The organism is Acidaminobacter sp. (assembly GCF_030247605.1).
Lineage (GTDB): Bacteria > Bacillota > Clostridia > Peptostreptococcales > Acidaminobacteraceae > Acidaminobacter.
Map to the genome: position 1 here is coordinate 1 of NZ_JAOTSB010000006.1, position 15090 is coordinate 15090.

19 protein-coding genes are annotated in these 15090 nt (G+C 53.0%); 17 read left to right on the forward strand and 2 right to left on the reverse strand.

Annotation, left to right across the window (positions count from 1 at the left end; all coding sequences use genetic code 11):
• Nucleotides 1–112 precede the first annotated feature (112 nt).
• The 4 genes from OEL90_RS04355 to OEL90_RS04370 all read left to right on the forward strand — a co-directional run bounded on the left by OEL90_RS04355 (nt 113) and on the right by OEL90_RS04370 (nt 3814).
• Nucleotides 113–1747: an NAD(P)/FAD-dependent oxidoreductase gene (locus OEL90_RS04355; protein WP_300687353.1), complete on the forward strand. Its 1635-nt coding sequence runs from the start codon at nt 113–115 to the stop codon at nt 1745–1747.
• 100 nt (nt 1748–1847) lie between these two features.
• Nucleotides 1848–2228, forward strand: coding sequence for a NusG domain II-containing protein (locus tag OEL90_RS04360; RefSeq protein ID WP_291399581.1), 381 nt, complete (start codon nt 1848–1850; stop codon nt 2226–2228).
• Nucleotides 2212–2745 carry a Gx transporter family protein gene (locus OEL90_RS04365; RefSeq protein WP_291399584.1) on the forward strand — a complete coding sequence of 178 codons (534 nt, stop codon included), beginning with the start codon at nt 2212–2214 and terminating at the stop codon, nt 2743–2745. Before OEL90_RS04360 ends, OEL90_RS04365 begins: the two co-directional genes overlap by 17 nt.
• 100 nt (nt 2746–2845) lie before the next feature.
• Nucleotides 2846–3814, forward strand: a complete 969-nt coding sequence (locus tag OEL90_RS04370) for a polyprenyl synthetase family protein (protein ID WP_291399586.1) — start codon at nt 2846–2848, stop codon at nt 3812–3814.
• A gap of 319 nt (nt 3815–4133) precedes the next feature.
• Here the strand turns inward: OEL90_RS04370 and OEL90_RS04375 are convergent, their stop codons facing one another.
• Together OEL90_RS04375 and OEL90_RS04380 are read right to left on the reverse strand one after the other, a co-directional pair.
• Nucleotides 4134–4526, reverse strand: a complete 393-nt coding sequence (locus OEL90_RS04375; protein WP_291399589.1) for a type II toxin-antitoxin system HicB family antitoxin — start codon at nt 4524–4526, stop codon at nt 4134–4136.
• Between the two features lie 18 nt (nt 4527–4544).
• Nucleotides 4545–4724, reverse strand: a complete 180-nt coding sequence (locus OEL90_RS04380; RefSeq protein WP_291399591.1) for a type II toxin-antitoxin system HicA family toxin — start codon at nt 4722–4724, stop codon at nt 4545–4547.
• Between the two features lie 377 nt (nt 4725–5101).
• On the opposite strand from OEL90_RS04380, the gene OEL90_RS04385 reads away from it, so the two are divergent.
• From OEL90_RS04385 to OEL90_RS04445, 13 genes are all read left to right on the forward strand, one after another.
• Nucleotides 5102–5557 carry an FMN-binding protein gene (locus OEL90_RS04385; protein ID WP_291399593.1) on the forward strand — a complete coding sequence of 152 codons (456 nt, stop codon included), beginning with the start codon at nt 5102–5104 and terminating at the stop codon, nt 5555–5557.
• Between the two features lie 21 nt (nt 5558–5578).
• The gene (locus OEL90_RS04390) at nt 5579–7168 is read left to right on the forward strand and encodes an ATP-binding protein (protein WP_291399595.1); all 1590 of its coding nucleotides are present in this window, start codon (nt 5579–5581) and stop codon (nt 7166–7168) included.
• Nucleotides 7161–7919 (forward strand): response regulator, encoded by a 759-nt coding sequence (locus OEL90_RS04395; protein ID WP_300687262.1) that lies wholly within the window; start codon nt 7161–7163, stop codon nt 7917–7919. Before OEL90_RS04390 ends, OEL90_RS04395 begins: the two co-directional genes overlap by 8 nt.
• A gap of 70 nt (nt 7920–7989) precedes the next feature.
• A complete protein-coding gene (locus OEL90_RS04400) occupies nt 7990–8958 on the forward strand; it encodes an MBL fold metallo-hydrolase (RefSeq protein WP_300687264.1) in 969 nt (322 codons plus the stop codon).
• Between the two features lie 112 nt (nt 8959–9070).
• Complete coding sequence (gene ltaE / locus OEL90_RS04405) at nt 9071–10108, forward strand: low-specificity L-threonine aldolase (protein ID WP_300687266.1); 1038 nt, start codon at nt 9071–9073, stop codon at nt 10106–10108.
• A gap of 110 nt (nt 10109–10218) precedes the next feature.
• Complete coding sequence (locus OEL90_RS04410; RefSeq protein WP_300687268.1) at nt 10219–10746, forward strand: Na+/H+ antiporter subunit E; 528 nt, start codon at nt 10219–10221, stop codon at nt 10744–10746.
• Nucleotides 10739–10996 (forward strand): monovalent cation/H+ antiporter complex subunit F, encoded by a 258-nt coding sequence (locus tag OEL90_RS04415; RefSeq protein ID WP_291399605.1) that lies wholly within the window; start codon nt 10739–10741, stop codon nt 10994–10996. The genes OEL90_RS04410 and OEL90_RS04415 overlap by 8 nt, the downstream gene beginning before the upstream one ends.
• On the forward strand, nt 10993–11298 hold the full coding sequence (locus tag OEL90_RS04420) for a cation:proton antiporter (protein WP_291399607.1): 306 nt from the start codon (nt 10993–10995) through the stop codon (nt 11296–11298). The genes OEL90_RS04415 and OEL90_RS04420 overlap by 4 nt, the downstream gene beginning before the upstream one ends.
• Nucleotides 11286–11867: a Na(+)/H(+) antiporter subunit B gene (locus tag OEL90_RS04425; RefSeq protein ID WP_291399609.1), complete on the forward strand. Its 582-nt coding sequence runs from the start codon at nt 11286–11288 to the stop codon at nt 11865–11867. The genes OEL90_RS04420 and OEL90_RS04425 overlap by 13 nt, the downstream gene beginning before the upstream one ends.
• Nucleotides 11868–12020: 153 nt before the next feature.
• Entirely contained in the window at nt 12021–12302 is a 282-nt protein-coding gene (locus OEL90_RS04430) for a hypothetical protein (protein ID WP_291399612.1), read from the forward strand.
• A gap of 128 nt (nt 12303–12430) precedes the next feature.
• Nucleotides 12431–12868, forward strand: a complete 438-nt coding sequence (locus tag OEL90_RS04435; protein WP_291399614.1) for an MnhB domain-containing protein — start codon at nt 12431–12433, stop codon at nt 12866–12868.
• Nucleotides 12865–13215: a sodium:proton antiporter gene (locus tag OEL90_RS04440; RefSeq protein WP_291399616.1), complete on the forward strand. Its 351-nt coding sequence runs from the start codon at nt 12865–12867 to the stop codon at nt 13213–13215. The genes OEL90_RS04435 and OEL90_RS04440 overlap by 4 nt, the downstream gene beginning before the upstream one ends.
• The gene (locus tag OEL90_RS04445; protein ID WP_300687272.1) at nt 13215–14810 is read left to right on the forward strand and encodes a complex I subunit 5 family protein; all 1596 of its coding nucleotides are present in this window, start codon (nt 13215–13217) and stop codon (nt 14808–14810) included. Before OEL90_RS04440 ends, OEL90_RS04445 begins: the two co-directional genes overlap by 1 nt.
• Nucleotides 14811–15090: the final 280 nt, after the last annotated feature.

Sequence of the window (15090 nt, forward strand, 5' to 3'; positions counted from 1 at the left end):
CCCATTGGGTGAAAGAATGGTTTTGGCTTAACGATTATAAATACTTGCTTAAAGGGTTATATGAGTAGATTGCACGTAGAATCTAGGTGATATCGACTTCAATGGAAAAGTCCTGAAATCTGATGACACGAGCTACCCTTACGACTATCTGGTCATGGCAGCTGGCTCAAAGCCGACTTTCTTCGGCGTCTCGGGCGCAAAGGAGAACGCTTTCCAGCTCTGGACTTATGACGACGCTGTTCAGATCCATGCTCATATCATGAAGACTTTCCACATGGCAGTTAAGGAAAAGAATCTCGAAAAAAGAAAGAAAATGCTGACTTTCGTCGTTGTGGGCTGCGGCTTTACGGGCGTCGAGATGGTCGGCGAACTTGCAGAGTGGAAGGGCCGTCTCTGTAAGGATTTCTATGTTGACCCTAATGAGGTCAAGATTTATGCGGTGGACTCCCTGCCAAAAGTACTGCCAATCTTCCCTGACAACCTCAGCAAGAAGGCCGAGAAAGTTCTCGTTAAGTTGGGCGTTGAGATTATCACAGGCTCTCCTATCACTGAAGTTGGCAAAGATTTTGTACAGCTTGGCGACAAGGGCAGGCTTGAAGCGGGAACTGTCATTTGGGCTGCCGGCGTTGAAGGCGCTGACGTTATGGCGAACCTCGAAGTCAAGCGTGAGGGCAGAAACCGGATCGTTACCAACGACAAGCTTCAGTCCGTTGACCATGAAAACGTCTATGTCGTGGGTGACAACATCTTCTTTATCCCTGAAGGCGAGCAAAGACCGGTGCCGCAGATGGTTGAAAATGCTGAGCACTCTGCAGCGACAGTCGCGCACAATATTGTCTCTGAAATTAAAGGCGGCCAAATGGAAGTCTATAAGCCTGAGTTCCACGGCGCCATGGTCTGTATTGGCGGACGTACAGGCGTCGCCCACTTGGGTATGCCGGGCAAGTTCTTCGGTCTCACCGGATTCTTCGCTATGTTCGTCAAGCATTTCATCAACCTCGTCTATTTCGTTCAGGTCGCTGGCTTCAACAAATGCTGGACTTACCTGATGCATGAGATCTTCCATATTGAAGACAACCGCAGTCTTGTCGGCGGTCACTTCGCTAAAGCGTCTCCAAACTTCTGGCTCCTGCCGCTGCGCCTATTTGTGGGTTGGAAATGGTTTGAGCAGGGCTGGCACAAGCTGCCTGGCGTCCTCGCGGATCCGTCCAACATCTTCCTGATTCCTGCGAAGGTCATTGACGGCGGCACCACCGCATCCCCTGCCTGGAATGGCGGCGGCAATGTGGTCGCGACAGTGGCTGACGCTGCTACGGCTGCATCTGCTGCAGCAGGCGCTGCTGCTGAAACGGCGTCTGCATGGGGCGAAGCACTTCCTGTTCCTGAATTCATCTCTTCTATGGTACAATGGTCTATGGACGCGTTCTTCTACACGGCGGATGGCGGATTTACAACGTTGGCGTCTGTGTTCCAGACCGGTATGGTTATTGGTGAGGTGCTCTTTGGCCTCGCGCTTATGGCAGGTTTGTTTACGGCGGTTTCTTCCATTGCGACCATCGCCATGGGCGGCATGATCTGGGCTTCCGGCATGGCTCCGCTTGAGATGCTCTGGTACATGGCTGGCGGCGTGGCGCTGATCGGCGGATCCGGCAGCACCTTTGGCATGGACTACTATGTCCTTCCGTTCCTCAAGAAGATCTGGAAGAAGATAGGTTTCGTCAAAAAATATTATCTGTACACCGAATAGCACTGCTAGACGTCTGGCATGAAATGTCCTTTTGAAGTTTGCCTTTGCTTTGAAGGGACATTTCGTTATGTCAACGTTCTTAAGGACAGGGGTTTTTATCATGAAAAAAACGGACATCATCCTGATCGTTGTACTTGCCGTGGTGGCCCTCGGTTCCCTCGGCATAATGAGACTTTTACAGGCCAGAGCGGCAGAGTCTGCGGATGTGATTGAGGCAGAAATCGTCGTCGAAGGCGAGCTGTTTAAAACTGTGAATCTATCTGAGCCTCAGGTCATTGAAATCCGGACTGAGAAAGGGTACAATTTTCTCAAAATCGAAAATGGACAAATCCTGATGTTCGAAGCGGACTGCAGGGATCAGATCTGCGTCAACACGGTACCTGCGGTTCAGCCGGGAGACACCATTGTCTGCCTGCCTCATGAGGTCGTCGTGCAGATTAAAGGGTCGTCTGAAGGGGGTCTGGATGCCATTGCGCAGTAAGCATTCCAAAACGAGAACTATGGTCCTCATCGCGGTCCTGGTGGCCCAGGCTATTGTCCTGAGTCTGGTGGAACGGATGATTCCCTTCAATTTCAACGTGCCCGGCGCGAAGCTCGGACTAGCGAATATCGTGACGCTGACGGCGATCTACTTGCTGCCTTTTAGGCAGTCCTTTCTGGTGGTCACCCTCAGGATCCTGATGACGGCGTTTATCGTCGGTTCCTTTTCGTCGTTCCTTTACAGTCTGGCCGGCGGCTATCTAAGCTACTTCATCATGGCCCTGCTGGTATACCTGGATTTTAAGAATCTCGGAACCATCGGCATCAGCGTAGTGGGCGCGGTGGCCCATAACCTGGGACAGCTGCTCATGGCGGCGTTTATCATTCAGAACGCCTTTATTTTGGGTTATTTGCCCATGCTCATGCTAGCCGCCATCGGGACCGGTATTGCTGTCGGACTCACGGTACAATATCTGCTCAAGGCGCTGAAGGCAACGCGGCTGTTTCAGAACAATTGAACTGGATTGAAGGCAAAACCCGGACGGGTTGTATAACAAAGATAAAGCTATAAGCCAAAGCTAACAATAAAGATTGAAATTAAGATCGTAAGGAGAAGCTATGAGCGCTTTCTGGAAAGACTTCCCCGAATTGAATAATGAGCTTCAACTGGTCAGGGGCTTGATCCTAAAGCACAGTCAGTCATCAGACGCGGGTTTTGAAGAGGCGCTGACGGAAATGGTCGGCAGCGGCGGAAAAATGCTGCGCCCGGCGTTCCTTATGCTTTCCGCCAGGTTTGGTGAAGTCGAGCCGCAGAAGATCCGGACGCTTGCTGCCGTCATTGAGATGCTGCATATGGCAACCTTGGTCCATGATGATATTGTGGATGATTCCAGGCTCAGACGCGGAATTGAAACCGTACAGTCGAAGTATGGCAAGGATTACGCGGTCTACCTGGGTGACTGGCTCTTCTGTCAGTGCTTCATGATGCTGTCCTCCCACGACTACACCCGGGAGAATCTTCAGGATATCTCGAAAGCCATCATGAAGATCTGCATGGGCGAAATCCGTCAGTTCAACTTCCGCTATAATGCCCACATGTCCTTCAAGAATTACCTGAAGGTCATTTCCGGAAAAACCGCGGCGTTGTTTGCCATGAGCTTCTATGCCGGCGCTTTTGAAGCGGGCTGTGAACCGAAGCTGTGCAAAGCTCTGGGCAGAATTGGCCATGACATTGGCATGGCATTTCAAGTGGTGGATGACCTGCTGGATTACAACGGCGATTCCGAAAAGCTCGGAAAGAGCGCGCAGAGGGACCTGCAGAGGGGCTTCTACACCCTGCCGCTGCTGTATGCTTTAGAGACCCCGCAGGGTGAGGCTATTGAGACTAAGCTGAGCAGCAGCTTGAGCGAACATGATGTGGATGATCTCCTGGCGCTGGTCAGGTCAAGCGGCGGCGTAGGCCGTGCCAAGAAGCTGGCGGACCGCTACACTTCGAGGGCTATGGCCAGAATTGAGGCCCTGCCGGAGCATGAGGCGAAAGAGACGCTGAGAAAATTGGCCAATCAGTTGATTGGGAGAGATTGCTAGCGAGAGAGACCCGCAGGGCGCCGGAGGCGCCCTGTTTTTTTCTGCCTGGAAGGCAGAAAAAAGAATAGGCAGAGCCTGTTGGGTCACTCGCGAAGGATGAAGCGCAGCGGAATCCGAGTGTGTGTAAGTTTATGATGAGAAGAAATGATTACCCGCAGGGCGCCGGAGGCAGAGCCTGTTGGGTCACTTGCAGACGACAAAGGCTGTCGATGGCAGGTTTAATAACCATCGGCAGCCTTATGTGCATTAACTTTTAAGTTATTAGCGGGCAAATTTAAAGCCGAAATATTAAAGATCACAATCAACACTGATCAATCGACTAAATATGAAGCTTCTTTTTCAATGCTTCCTGAAGAATTTGGCTGAAATTCAAATGCTGTTTTTCAGCTGCACGATTTAACCATGAAGGAATAGTGAGTGTCTTCTTAATGGCTTTGTTGTCAATTGCAGCTCTGTATTCAGTTGTATCCACTGAAACTAAACTGATAAACTCGTTTTCGTCATGCTGCATGAGGTGGATGTCAGATGCTAAAGGAATTGATTCTGAATTATCTTCTGAATCACAAATCCAAAGCGCTATGGCGTCTTGTGCCATTTCGTAGGCTTCTTGAAGATCTTTTCCTTGAGTGAAACATCCTGGCAGATCGGGTACGCTGACAGCGTAGAAGCCATCTTCGACGGTACGGAATATTACGGGATAAATAAATTTCATGATGGTCTCCTTTCCGGACTATTTAAGTCCCGCACTTTTCATTATACTAGCAGCGGTATAATCATTTATTTCTGAATGACGTGGAATTGGAATTTTGACGCCTGGATGATCCGGGTGTTTTGCCATGTCATGCTTGGCGCCGGATGTAAATATCCAGCCAGCTTGCTCAAGTAATCGGAGTAAATGCTTTCGTTTCATTTAATCCCCCCACACCTTTATTATAACACGTACTATACACGTGTCAAACTATTTGGTGGTTATGTTTTTTTCGTCAATTCATCAAATTGCTGATTAACTTCAGTTTCCCGTACCTGTCACCCCAAACGAAGTTGAAGAAGTTGTTTTTGTTGAAAACTAGCATTATCAATCTTTTCAATTCATTTATACGTCGGCGTTCCGAAAAACGTGCCAGGTACGAGCCAGAGAAGTTGTGCCATATACTGGACGGCGTGATGCCAGGGGGGCAGGCTGGCGACAAGTAATGCCAAAGGATGTAGAATTTTCTGCTATTTTGTTCATAAGATGTGGTAAAATATTGTTAGGTTTACACTTTTGGATGGCAGGGGGTGCCGGGTATGTTTGAACGCAGGGTTGAAGTTAGTGAAACCATCGGCATCCATGCTCTGATCAGGCGCGGGGCAGCCTTGCTGATCATTGCCGCGTTGCTGATCCTGGGGCTGTCTGCCTGCAAGATTCAAAAGGAGATTTATGTGCCCGGCAGCTACGAAGGCGTCTCCGAGGGATATCATGGTCCTATCCGTGTGGTAGTGACGACCACCGCCATGGACATTGAATCCATTGTCATAATTGAAGAGCATGAGAAGCAGGTGCTGGGAGAAGTCGTCGACATTGTCTACGAGACCATTCCGGAACGGGTTCGTCGCAATAACTCTACCGAGGTGGACGTGGTGTCCGGCGCGACCATGACCAGCACGGCGCTGATCAAAGCGATCCGGGACGGGTTAGACAAAGCGCTTATTCCGTCTGAGGACGCGGCCGAACCGGAGACCGGCGGCGAAGACGCTGAATAGCAGACATGAGGGGGACGTGCCTTGAAACTTCAATTCAAAATCGCGCTCTTTCTGTCGGTGATGCTGGTCCTCGTTGTCGGGGGCATTGGCATCATGACCTTTGGTTATATGGAGCGGACCATTGAGACTCAGATGGGCAACAACGCCATGGACCTGGCGGTGACGGTGGCCGCCATTCCGGAGATCAAGCATGCGCTTGCTGACCAGAATGAAGACAAAACCGTTCAGACGCTGGTGGAGGATTTCAGGAAGCAGACGCGTTTTCAATACATTATCGTCATGGATATGGAGGGCATTCAGTACTCGTATCCATCGGAAAATCTGCTGGGGCAGAGGTATCGCAACGGGGGCGAGGAACGGGTTTTAACTTCAGGCGAGGCGTACGTCTCTGCGGACCGCAACGAGCTGATCTCAGCCATAAGGGCCTTCGCGCCGGTGTATGAGAACGGCGTTCAGGTTGGCGCTGTCCTGGTCGGCCTCTTGACAGACACGGTCTATAAAGAGGTGGGGACGCAGATCAGGAATCTCGAGACGACGCTGGTGGTTTGGCTGTTGGTGGGGATCCTGGGCGCAGCGATTCTCAGTCTCAACATCAAACGGACTATCTTTGGGCTGGAACCAAAAGAAATCGCCCTGCTTCTGGGACAGAGGGACATCATCCTTCAAAGTCTCAACAATGGGGTTTTAACCATAGACAGCAGCGGAAAGATTCTTCTCTTCAATAAATTGGCCAGGGACATTCTGGGTCTCTCCTCGGAGGATGTGGGCAAGCCTCTGAAGGATTACAGCGATCTTTACGCCCATCAAATGCTTAGGACTCTCGATACAAAAGAGACGATCCTGAACCAGGAAATCCGTCTCAGTCCGGGGAAGACTATTTTGTGCAGCCACACACCGCTGAGAGATCACAGGGGAGAATTTATAGGCGTCGTGTCCAACATTCAGGACCTGACTCAGGTCAAACTCATGGCGGAGGAGCTGACGGGCTATCAGAAAATGACCAACGCCCTGAGAGCTCAGAATCATGAATTCATGAACAAGCTCCATACCATTTCGGGGCTGATTCAGCTTGAGGCCTATGAGGAAGCGGTGGACTACATTTCCGTTGTTTCAGACCAGCGCGAGCGCTTGTCTGGGATCATCAATGACCGGATTGAGAACACCCACGTCTCCGCTATTTTGCTGGCAAAGTACAACCGTGCAACGGAAGCCAAAATTGACATGGAAATCGATCCTGCTTCCTACTTGAACCGGCTGCCGGACAGAATTTCAGAGGATGAGCTCTGCTCGGTGCTGGGCAATCTGATTGAGAATGCTATTGAGGAACTGGTCAAGATCGAAGGCGGGCAGATTTATGTCTGCATCACTTCCGGTGAGGAAACGCTGGACGTGGTGATTTCTGACAACGGTCCGGGCATTCGCGAGGACATTGCGGACAAAATATTTGAGCGAGGCGTGACGACCAAAATGGGCAGCCGCGGGTTTGGGCTGACTATTGTCAAGGAAATCATTGATGAGGCGGGCGGCGTCATTGAGCTTGATAATGAACTGGGCGCTGAATGGCGCATTACAATACCCTATGAAGGGGGGCGGGCACTAGATTATGATTAAAGTGCTCATCGTTGAAGACGATCCCATGGTCAGAGAAATCAATGAAAGGTTTTTAGCAAAAATTGAAGGCTACGTGCTTCTCGACAGCGTCTCCACCCTGGACCGGGCCAAAGAGCTGATGAAGATCGCAGAACCGGACCTGGTTCTGCTGGACGTGTTTTTCCCTCAAGGGAAGGGCGTGGACCTTCTGCGCTGGATTCGCCGGGAGGGCATGCGTTCGGATGTCATCATGATTACCGCGGACCGCTCTGTCGAAACTGTGGAGGAAGCCCTGCGCTACGGCGCGGTGGATTACCTGATAAAACCGTTCAAATTCAAACGCTTTGAGGAAACCTTATCCCAGTACCGCCTGCGCAAGCGAAATCTGACACAGTCGGAGAACGTGGAACAGGATGTGATCGACAAGATGGTCATGCGCGAAGGCGTTAGTGGCGGACGGGAGGAAGACGAAGATCATGAAATGATCGACACCAAGGGCTTCAGTCAGTTGACTTATGACAAGGTGTGCGAATGCATCCGCGAGTTTGGTACCCAAACCTTCACGGCGCAGCTGGTGGCCAAAAAAATTGGCGTTTCGAGGATTACGGCCCGTCGCTATCTCGACTACATGGAGAAGGAAGACAAGCTTGAAATTGAGCTGGAATACGGAAAAGTCGGACGGCCTAAAAACAGATACAAAATCAGGGAAGGCTGCTGGAACGACAAGAACGACAAGAACGAAAAGAACGACAAGAACGAAACGGACGAATAGGACGAATGGTACGAACAAAACTGACAACAGTGACAGCGTCCAAAGATAAAGACACTTGGAGGAAACCGAAATGCATCAACTCGAAGAAGGGTTTTACACCTTTCCCATACCCCTGCCCAATAACCCGTTGAAAGCTTTAAACGGCTACATCATTTTGGGCGACACCGGCGCGGTGATGATTGACACCGGCTTTGCAATGGATGCCTGCAGGGAGGCGGTTTACGGTGCTTTGGAGGCACTCGGCGTCTCCTTTGACAAGCTGACGGTCGTGCTGACCCACCTTCATTCGGATCATACAGGCCTGGCTGGCGAGCTCCACGACCGCGGCGCCAAAATTATTGCCGGAAAAACCGAGAGCTGGTGGATCCGCAGGCTGCGTACGGAGGAAATGGCGCAGGGCTTTAAGACTTTGATCGAACGATTTGACCTTGATCGGGATGGGATCCATTACTATGATAATCCCGGGTATAAATACGCGCCGCAGTCCACGCCGGAGCTCGACATTGTCGAGGAAGGCGACCGCATTGAGATGGGCCGCTTCAGCCTGGAGGTGGTGGATCTGCCGGGGCATACGCCGGGGCTGATTGGCCTTTACTGCCGCGAACGGGGCTGTCTCTTTGGCGCGGATCACATCCTCGACAAGATTACACCGAATATCAGTTACTGGCAGGAAGGCTTCGACAGTCTGGGCGTTTACCTCGAGATGCTGGAAAAGGCGAGGGCCATGAAACTGAAGCGCGTTTACAGCGCTCACCGCAACGTGATTGATGATCCGGACCGCCGGATTGATGAGCTGGTGGCCCACCATGACCATCGGCTGAAAGAAGTCTTTGAAATTGTGGGGCAGGGTCATGAGACGGTACGCGAGATCGCGGCGAGGATGCACTGGGAGCTGCGCGCGGCGGGCTGGGACGAGTTTCCCAAGGCCCAGAAGTGGTTCGCGTCCTCCGAGGCCATGGCCCACCTGGAGTACCTGCACCTGCGGGGGCGCCTGAACAGGACCCTGATAGACGGCATATACCATTATTCGCATGCCTAATCTTGAGCGGTGAAAGACTAAGGCGAGTGTTTGCCGATGGTCACGCCGCCTCAAATAAACCACACAGACAAACCAAATTTCAACTGACCATGACTTGGAGGATGAGCGCGGAATGACGAAGCGTTGGATTGACTTGAGAAGCGACACGGTAACTTTGCAGCCGGAGGAAATGAAACGCGCCATGTTTGAGGCGCAGGTCGGGGATGACGTCTATGAGGACGATCCGGCGACGGCAGAACTCGAACGCTATGCGGCGGAGCTCCTTGGAAAAGACGCGGCGCTGTTTGTGCCGAGCGGCACCTTTGCCAATCAGCTGGCCATCATGACTCACACCCGGCGCGGGGATGAGATCATCATAGGACAGGACGCGCATATCCAGGCCCATGAAGTGGGCGCGGCTGCCGCTCTGGCGGGGGTACAGCTGAAGACGGTGCCGGTGCACCTGAATCAGATTGAGGCGCTGGATGTTCGTCGCGCGATCCGCGACCTGAATGATGTCCACTATCCGAAAACTGCGCTGATCTGCATTGAGAACGCCCTGGGCAACGGCTGCGTGCTGACGCTGGACAATATGAAGGAAATTTACAGACTGGCGTATCTTCACAATATTCCGGTGCATCTGGATGGCGCGAGGCTGTTCAATGCGGCGCTGGCCCTCGGGGTACCGGCCAAGACCGTCGCGGCTCAGGCGGACACAGTGAATATTTGTCTATCCAAGGGCCTTGCGGCGCCTATTGGCTCGCTGCTGCTGGGAAGCAAGGACTTTATTCGCAGAGCGCGCAAGAACAGAAAGCGCATGGGCGGCGGCATGAGGCAAACGGGCTATCTGGCGGCGGCGGGTCTCTACGCCCTGACCCACATGGTGGACCGTCTGAAGGACGATCACCAGAACGCGGTTTATCTGGCTTCCCGCCTGGCGGAGATTCCGGGGATTGAAATTATGAAGCACCGCAGAGATATCAACATGGTCTTCTTCAAGCTTGAAGAAGGCATGATCAAGGAATCGACATTCCTTCAAAAGCTCATGGATGCAGGGATCAAGTCCAATGGCATGGAGGATGGGGAGTACAGATTTGTGACCCATTACGGCATTGAAAAAGAGGACATTGATACGGTCATTGACGTCATGAAGGCATGTCTGATGCAATAGAATAAAAAGGAAGCACGCCATGATCAGTGACGGTAAGTTGAGAGAAACTTAACTGCGGCTGTTTTATGGCGTGTTTTTTTAAAAAGCGAGTGAGAGGTGGTGAGGCAAGGGTGAATGACAAGTCTGAAAAGAAAAGACGCGGTGAGCTTTCGAGGGGAGGGCTAACCCTCGCGGGCGCCTTGTTTGTGTTCTGGCTGCTCCTGACCGGCCGCTTTGGTCTTCGCATGACGGTGACCGGCATCCTTGCCGTCGGGATTACGCTGAGTTTTTACCGGCGGTTCCTGAACTACTTCAACCTTGAGCCGGTGGCGGCGACGGGGTTTTTCAGAATCTTGCGCTTCGCGGTCCGAGTGGGCCAGGACATCTTTGTCTCAGCTTGGGCGCACATGAAACGGGTGGTGTATGGATCGCCATCTCCTGAGATGTTCACGGTGACGCTGTCACTGGAGGAACCTATGCTGATCGCGCTGATCGCCAATGCCATCACCTTGACGCCGGGCAGCATGACGGTGGAGGTCAATGGTTCAGAGCTGACTGTCCTGGCTTTCGTGGACGGCGAGGAAGAGGTGCAGGCGTTCCGCCAGCAGGTGCACACCCGTTATGAACAGGTGCTGAGGGGAGGTCGGACTCATGCTTGAGATGACCATGGTCCTCATTGGCATTGCTGTATTGTTTCTTCTCTATCAGCTGACGCTGGCCAAAACCATTTACGAGCGCCTGGTCGCGCTCAATCTGATTGCAGTTAAAATTGCCCTGATTATGACCGTGTACGCGGTGTATTCCGGGCAAAGCGAGCTGCTGGATATCACTCTGACCTACAGTATTATAGGGTTTATGACGGTTATTGTCCTGACGCGTTTTGTCCTGAAGGGAGGGCGGCTGAAATGATTGCAGATCTGCTTCTCGTTCTTGCCTGGATCTTCCTGGGTTTTGGCGTTGCGGGCATATTCCGGCTGGAGGGTGTCTATGAGACCCTGCTCAGCAGCAGCAAAATTGACTCCGTAGTAGTGCTGACCGTCATTATCTCTCTGATGATCCGCTTGGGCTTCAGTCCCATGACCCTGCGGCTGCTGATCCTTCTGGTGTTTTATCTGGCGACCAATCCGGTTTCCAATCAGATGATCGCGGCCTCTGCTTACCGCGGCGGACTGCTTCCTGAGAAAGGGGGAATCCATCCGTGGATCCGCTGATGATACTGATGGCTGTTCTATGTGTGGCGCTCCTGATCGCGGCGCTCATGACGCTGATCACGGAGAACAATTTCAGGCTGATTTTGTACTTCGCTGCGTTTTCGTTGACGGCGGCGGGGCTCTATATGCTCCTGTACGCCCCGGACATAGCCCTTGCGGAAATAGCCGTGGGCTGCGCTTTTGTGCCCCTGATCTATACCATAGCGGTCATGAAGCAGACCACGCTGAATGTGGTCGTCCGGTGCGCGGGTTCGGAGCAATGCGACTGCTATATGAATCCGGAGCGTCTGGAGGCGTTCATGGAGGAGATTGGGCGTTTCTGTGACCTGTACGGTCTCGAAGCCAGGCTGGTCGGGGGGCTGGAGGGAAAAGTCACAACGGTGGCCGGCATTTTCCGGCCCAGCAGCCCGGATCTTTTGATTGACTATGATCCTGTTCAGGACCTCATTCGCGTTGAAGGCAATGAGAACAACTGCCTGATTGAGTCCTTGGAGCGATGGCTGAATCAGACGCCCGGTGTGGCGTTCGTGGGTGTTGGGGTGTCGGAGAACGAGGAAGTGGAAGCGTAAATGTATGGGAAGCCTGAAAAGCCTTGGTGGTAGGGGTTTTGGCAGGATGACCATCGGCTAAAGCCTGCAGGAGGTACTTGTAGAGGAGAACCCATAAGACGATCAAGCACGAACACAAATGGTCATACGGCATTGCGGTGGAGGTGGTTAAAGATGAGAACCCGTGAGACAATCAAGGGGCTGATGATCCTGGCGGCCATAGGCTTTGTGGGGAACGGCCTGTTTGAGGCTTTCGTTCTGAACGCGCCGGCGTATGGCCGCTTCAGCATGGATTATTTTATTGGCGAGACGCTTCCGGAGACGGGCTCCCAGAATCTTGTAACCGGCATATACCTGAGCTACCGGCTGTTTGACTCGCTGTTTGAGGCCGCGACGCTGTTCGTGGTGACGGCGGGGATTTTGTTCATGGGCAGGAAGGATGAAGAGATCCGCTGATGCCCGGTGGTGGCGGGAGGTTTATGACGCTGAAGTGCTGCCGACTTTGAATTTTTTTGCGAAACGTGAGTGTGCAGCGGCCTGACCCCTGAGTCAGGCTGGGCTGCCTGAAATGAGGTGAAGAGGCCGTGAGTCCGTTTAATTCATTGAGACCCAGAATCAGCCAGAGCTACGATTTGCTGAAAGTGATCAGCCTTCTGCTGCTGCCTTTCATGCTCATGTTCGGCCTCTATATTGTTTTCAACGGGGACCTGTCTCCGGGAGGCGGTTTTCAAGGCGGGGTCGTCCTGGCTACGGCCTATATCCTGGTCTATTTTATCTCAGAGCAAAAGACCGTGGAGCTTAGCCGATTGATCCGGATCGAAAAAGTGCTCTTCTTCGCTTTAATTGTCGCCGGTGTCGTGCATCTATTGTTCTTTTCAGGCGCACTGGCAACCCTGGTGACACCGGAGGCCATGCGGCTCAAGCGCATCATTCTGATTGCTTTTAATATGCTGATCGGGGCCAAGGTCGCCCTTGGGATGAGCGGCATCATCACCATGTTTTTCGAGGAGGGAAGCTTATGATGTTCGTGACAGTAACGGCATGTCTGGTCATTTTGATTGGATTGTACGGCATTGTGACTTCCCGGCAGGTGGTCAAGACCATCCTGTGTATGAATCTGGTCCAGACGGCGGTGATTCTTCTGCTCCTGAGCCTGGCCAGCCGGACGGGGTCGGCGATCCCAATCATCGGCATGGGTACTGGGGGCATGGTGGATCCGCTGCCTCAGGCCATGATGATTACAGCCATTGTCATAGGGGCTTCGGTGACGGCGCTGGGTCTGTTCATGTCGGGCAAGCTGTTCCACTATTACGGGAGTCTCGACTGGCGGGTCATCTTCCACAAAGACACCTTTGAGAGGACAGACTGATGGAAGCGCTCATGCTGACTCTGATTTTCCTGCCGTTTCTCTGGGGGCTGCTGATTTTTTTGGTGGACCGGGTGGGCTTCACGCGGACGGTTTTTGTTGAGCAGGTGCTGCTGAGTGGGCTGGTGTTCTGGCTGCTTCGCCAGGGGGAGGTCAGCCTCGTCCTGGGCGGCTGGCCGGAGGGCATAGGCATTGAGCTGGCCTCCGGGGGCTTTGGGCGGCTCTTTTTGATCATGACGGCTGTGGCGTTTATGTATGTCTACAGCTATCTGTGGCACCAGCATCAGGGGGACCATAAATTGTTTCTCTTTTTGGGAATGCTGCAGGGGGCGCTCTATGCGCTGTATCTGACGCGGGACCTTTTCACCATGTACCTGATGATTGAGGTGATCACGATTCTGGCCAGCATCCTGATTCTCTACGAGCGGGATGCGGTGTCAGTGCGTGCCGGGCTTTATTATTTGATCTTTAACAGTGTAGGGATGCTGATCTTTTTGATTGGCGTCATTGCATTATATACGGAGGTGGGGACCCTCAACCTGACGCGGATTCACGCGTGGTTTGGGGCGGAGGCTGCCGCGGGGGTGGCTCTGTCTGTGCGGGCGCGGTTTGCCCTGGCCTGCTTTATGACGACTTTTGCCGTCAAGACCGCTTCCTTTCCGGTTGGAGGATGGCTGCCCGTGGCCCACGGCTATGCACCGACCTTTATCTCTGCGCTGCTTTCTGGGCTTGTGGTGAAGTCGGGACTGTTTCTCTATGTCAATGTCATTGCGCCGTTTGGATCTTCCATGGGTTTTGGGATCACGCTGGTCCTGGGGCTGTGCGCGGCCCTTTACGGGGTGGGGCGGGCCATATTTCAGACGGACATCAAGCGCATGCTGGCTTTCCACACGGTGTCTCAGGTGGGGCTGATGGTGATTGGCCTTTCCATGTATCTGGCGGATGGCGGACTGGGCGGCATGGTGCACGCGTTCAACCATTTTATGTTCAAAAGCCTGCTTTTCCTGGCGGCCGGGGCGCTGGCCCGCATGTACGGCACCCGCAATCTGACCCGGATCCACGGGGTCATGCGCTCGAATCCGTTTTTGGGTGTGGCTGTACTGGTCGGGGTTTTGGCGATCAGCGGCGCGCCTTGGATGATTGGCAGTGTGGGCAAGACTTTGATCAAATACAGTGTGGCTGATGGTCTCTTAACGCCGGCGGTTGTGAGGTGGGTCACATATGCCCTTGCCCTCATCAACCTGGGGACAGCTATGTCCTTCTCGAAGTGGATTGCCATGCTGTTCGGGCCTCGCGAAAAATCCATGAAGCTATTCGGCGGGAAGGCCTTTGCCATTGGTATGATGACTGTGCTGGTGGTAGTGCTGTATCCGCTGGAGGTCGTTGTCCTGGGGCTGGATCCGCTATACAAGCTGTCTTCTGAGGTCTTGACCTATCTGGGCTATGTGGGGGCGGCGCTGGGGGTGTACTGGTTTGTTCTCAGGGACAAGCCCCCTTGGGCTGTGCAGCTGGGGCGTTTTGTGCCGGACGTGGAAATGGCGTTCTTTGGGATGCTGGTCTTGATTGGCGGTCTGCACTGGCTGCTGGTGCTGGGGTAGGGTGTTGCGGTTTTATAATTTATTTTTGCTTCAGACGTGCACCTCGCTTCGCACCGCACAGCTGTGCTGCGCTTCGGTCGCGGGCTTGCTTCGCTCGGTTATAGCTGCGCCCTATACAAGTAAAGGCGATTCCATTCCTCCGAGAGAATGCTCTCTTCTGAACGGAATCACCTTCACTTGTGCACGTCTGTTAGCCTTCACGGAGTGTGGTGACGCGGACAGGTTTTGAGTTGGTGACGCGGACAGAAATAAATTCGGTGCCAGAGCTTGCGAAAATGAT

What these genes read in the sequence shown, in the direction of transcription:
- OEL90_RS04360 (WP_291399581.1), top strand. Translation starts at nt 1,848, where the DNA reads ATGAAAAAAACGGACATCATCCTGATCGTTGTACTTGCCGTGGTGGCC.
- OEL90_RS04385 (WP_291399593.1), top strand. Translation starts at nt 5,102, where the DNA reads ATGTTTGAACGCAGGGTTGAAGTTAGTGAAACCATCGGCATCCATGCT.
- OEL90_RS04445 (WP_300687272.1), top strand. Translation starts at nt 13,215, where the DNA reads ATGGAAGCGCTCATGCTGACTCTGATTTTCCTGCCGTTTCTCTGGGGG.
- OEL90_RS04395 (WP_300687262.1), top strand. Translation starts at nt 7,161, where the DNA reads ATGATTAAAGTGCTCATCGTTGAAGACGATCCCATGGTCAGAGAAATC.
- OEL90_RS04430 (WP_291399612.1), top strand. Translation starts at nt 12,021, where the DNA reads ATGAGAACCCGTGAGACAATCAAGGGGCTGATGATCCTGGCGGCCATA.
- OEL90_RS04420 (WP_291399607.1), top strand. Translation starts at nt 10,993, where the DNA reads ATGATTGCAGATCTGCTTCTCGTTCTTGCCTGGATCTTCCTGGGTTTT.
- OEL90_RS04400 (WP_300687264.1), top strand. Translation starts at nt 7,990, where the DNA reads ATGCATCAACTCGAAGAAGGGTTTTACACCTTTCCCATACCCCTGCCC.
- OEL90_RS04370 (WP_291399586.1), top strand. Translation starts at nt 2,846, where the DNA reads ATGAGCGCTTTCTGGAAAGACTTCCCCGAATTGAATAATGAGCTTCAA.
- ltaE (WP_300687266.1), top strand. Translation starts at nt 9,071, where the DNA reads ATGACGAAGCGTTGGATTGACTTGAGAAGCGACACGGTAACTTTGCAG.
- OEL90_RS04415 (WP_291399605.1), top strand. Translation starts at nt 10,739, where the DNA reads ATGCTTGAGATGACCATGGTCCTCATTGGCATTGCTGTATTGTTTCTT.
- OEL90_RS04365 (WP_291399584.1), top strand. Translation starts at nt 2,212, where the DNA reads ATGCCATTGCGCAGTAAGCATTCCAAAACGAGAACTATGGTCCTCATC.
- OEL90_RS04380 (WP_291399591.1), bottom strand. Translation starts at nt 4,724, where the DNA reads ATGAAACGAAAGCATTTACTCCGATTACTTGAGCAAGCTGGCTGGATA.
- OEL90_RS04375 (WP_291399589.1), bottom strand. Translation starts at nt 4,526, where the DNA reads ATGAAATTTATTTATCCCGTAATATTCCGTACCGTCGAAGATGGCTTC.
- OEL90_RS04440 (WP_291399616.1), top strand. Translation starts at nt 12,865, where the DNA reads ATGATGTTCGTGACAGTAACGGCATGTCTGGTCATTTTGATTGGATTG.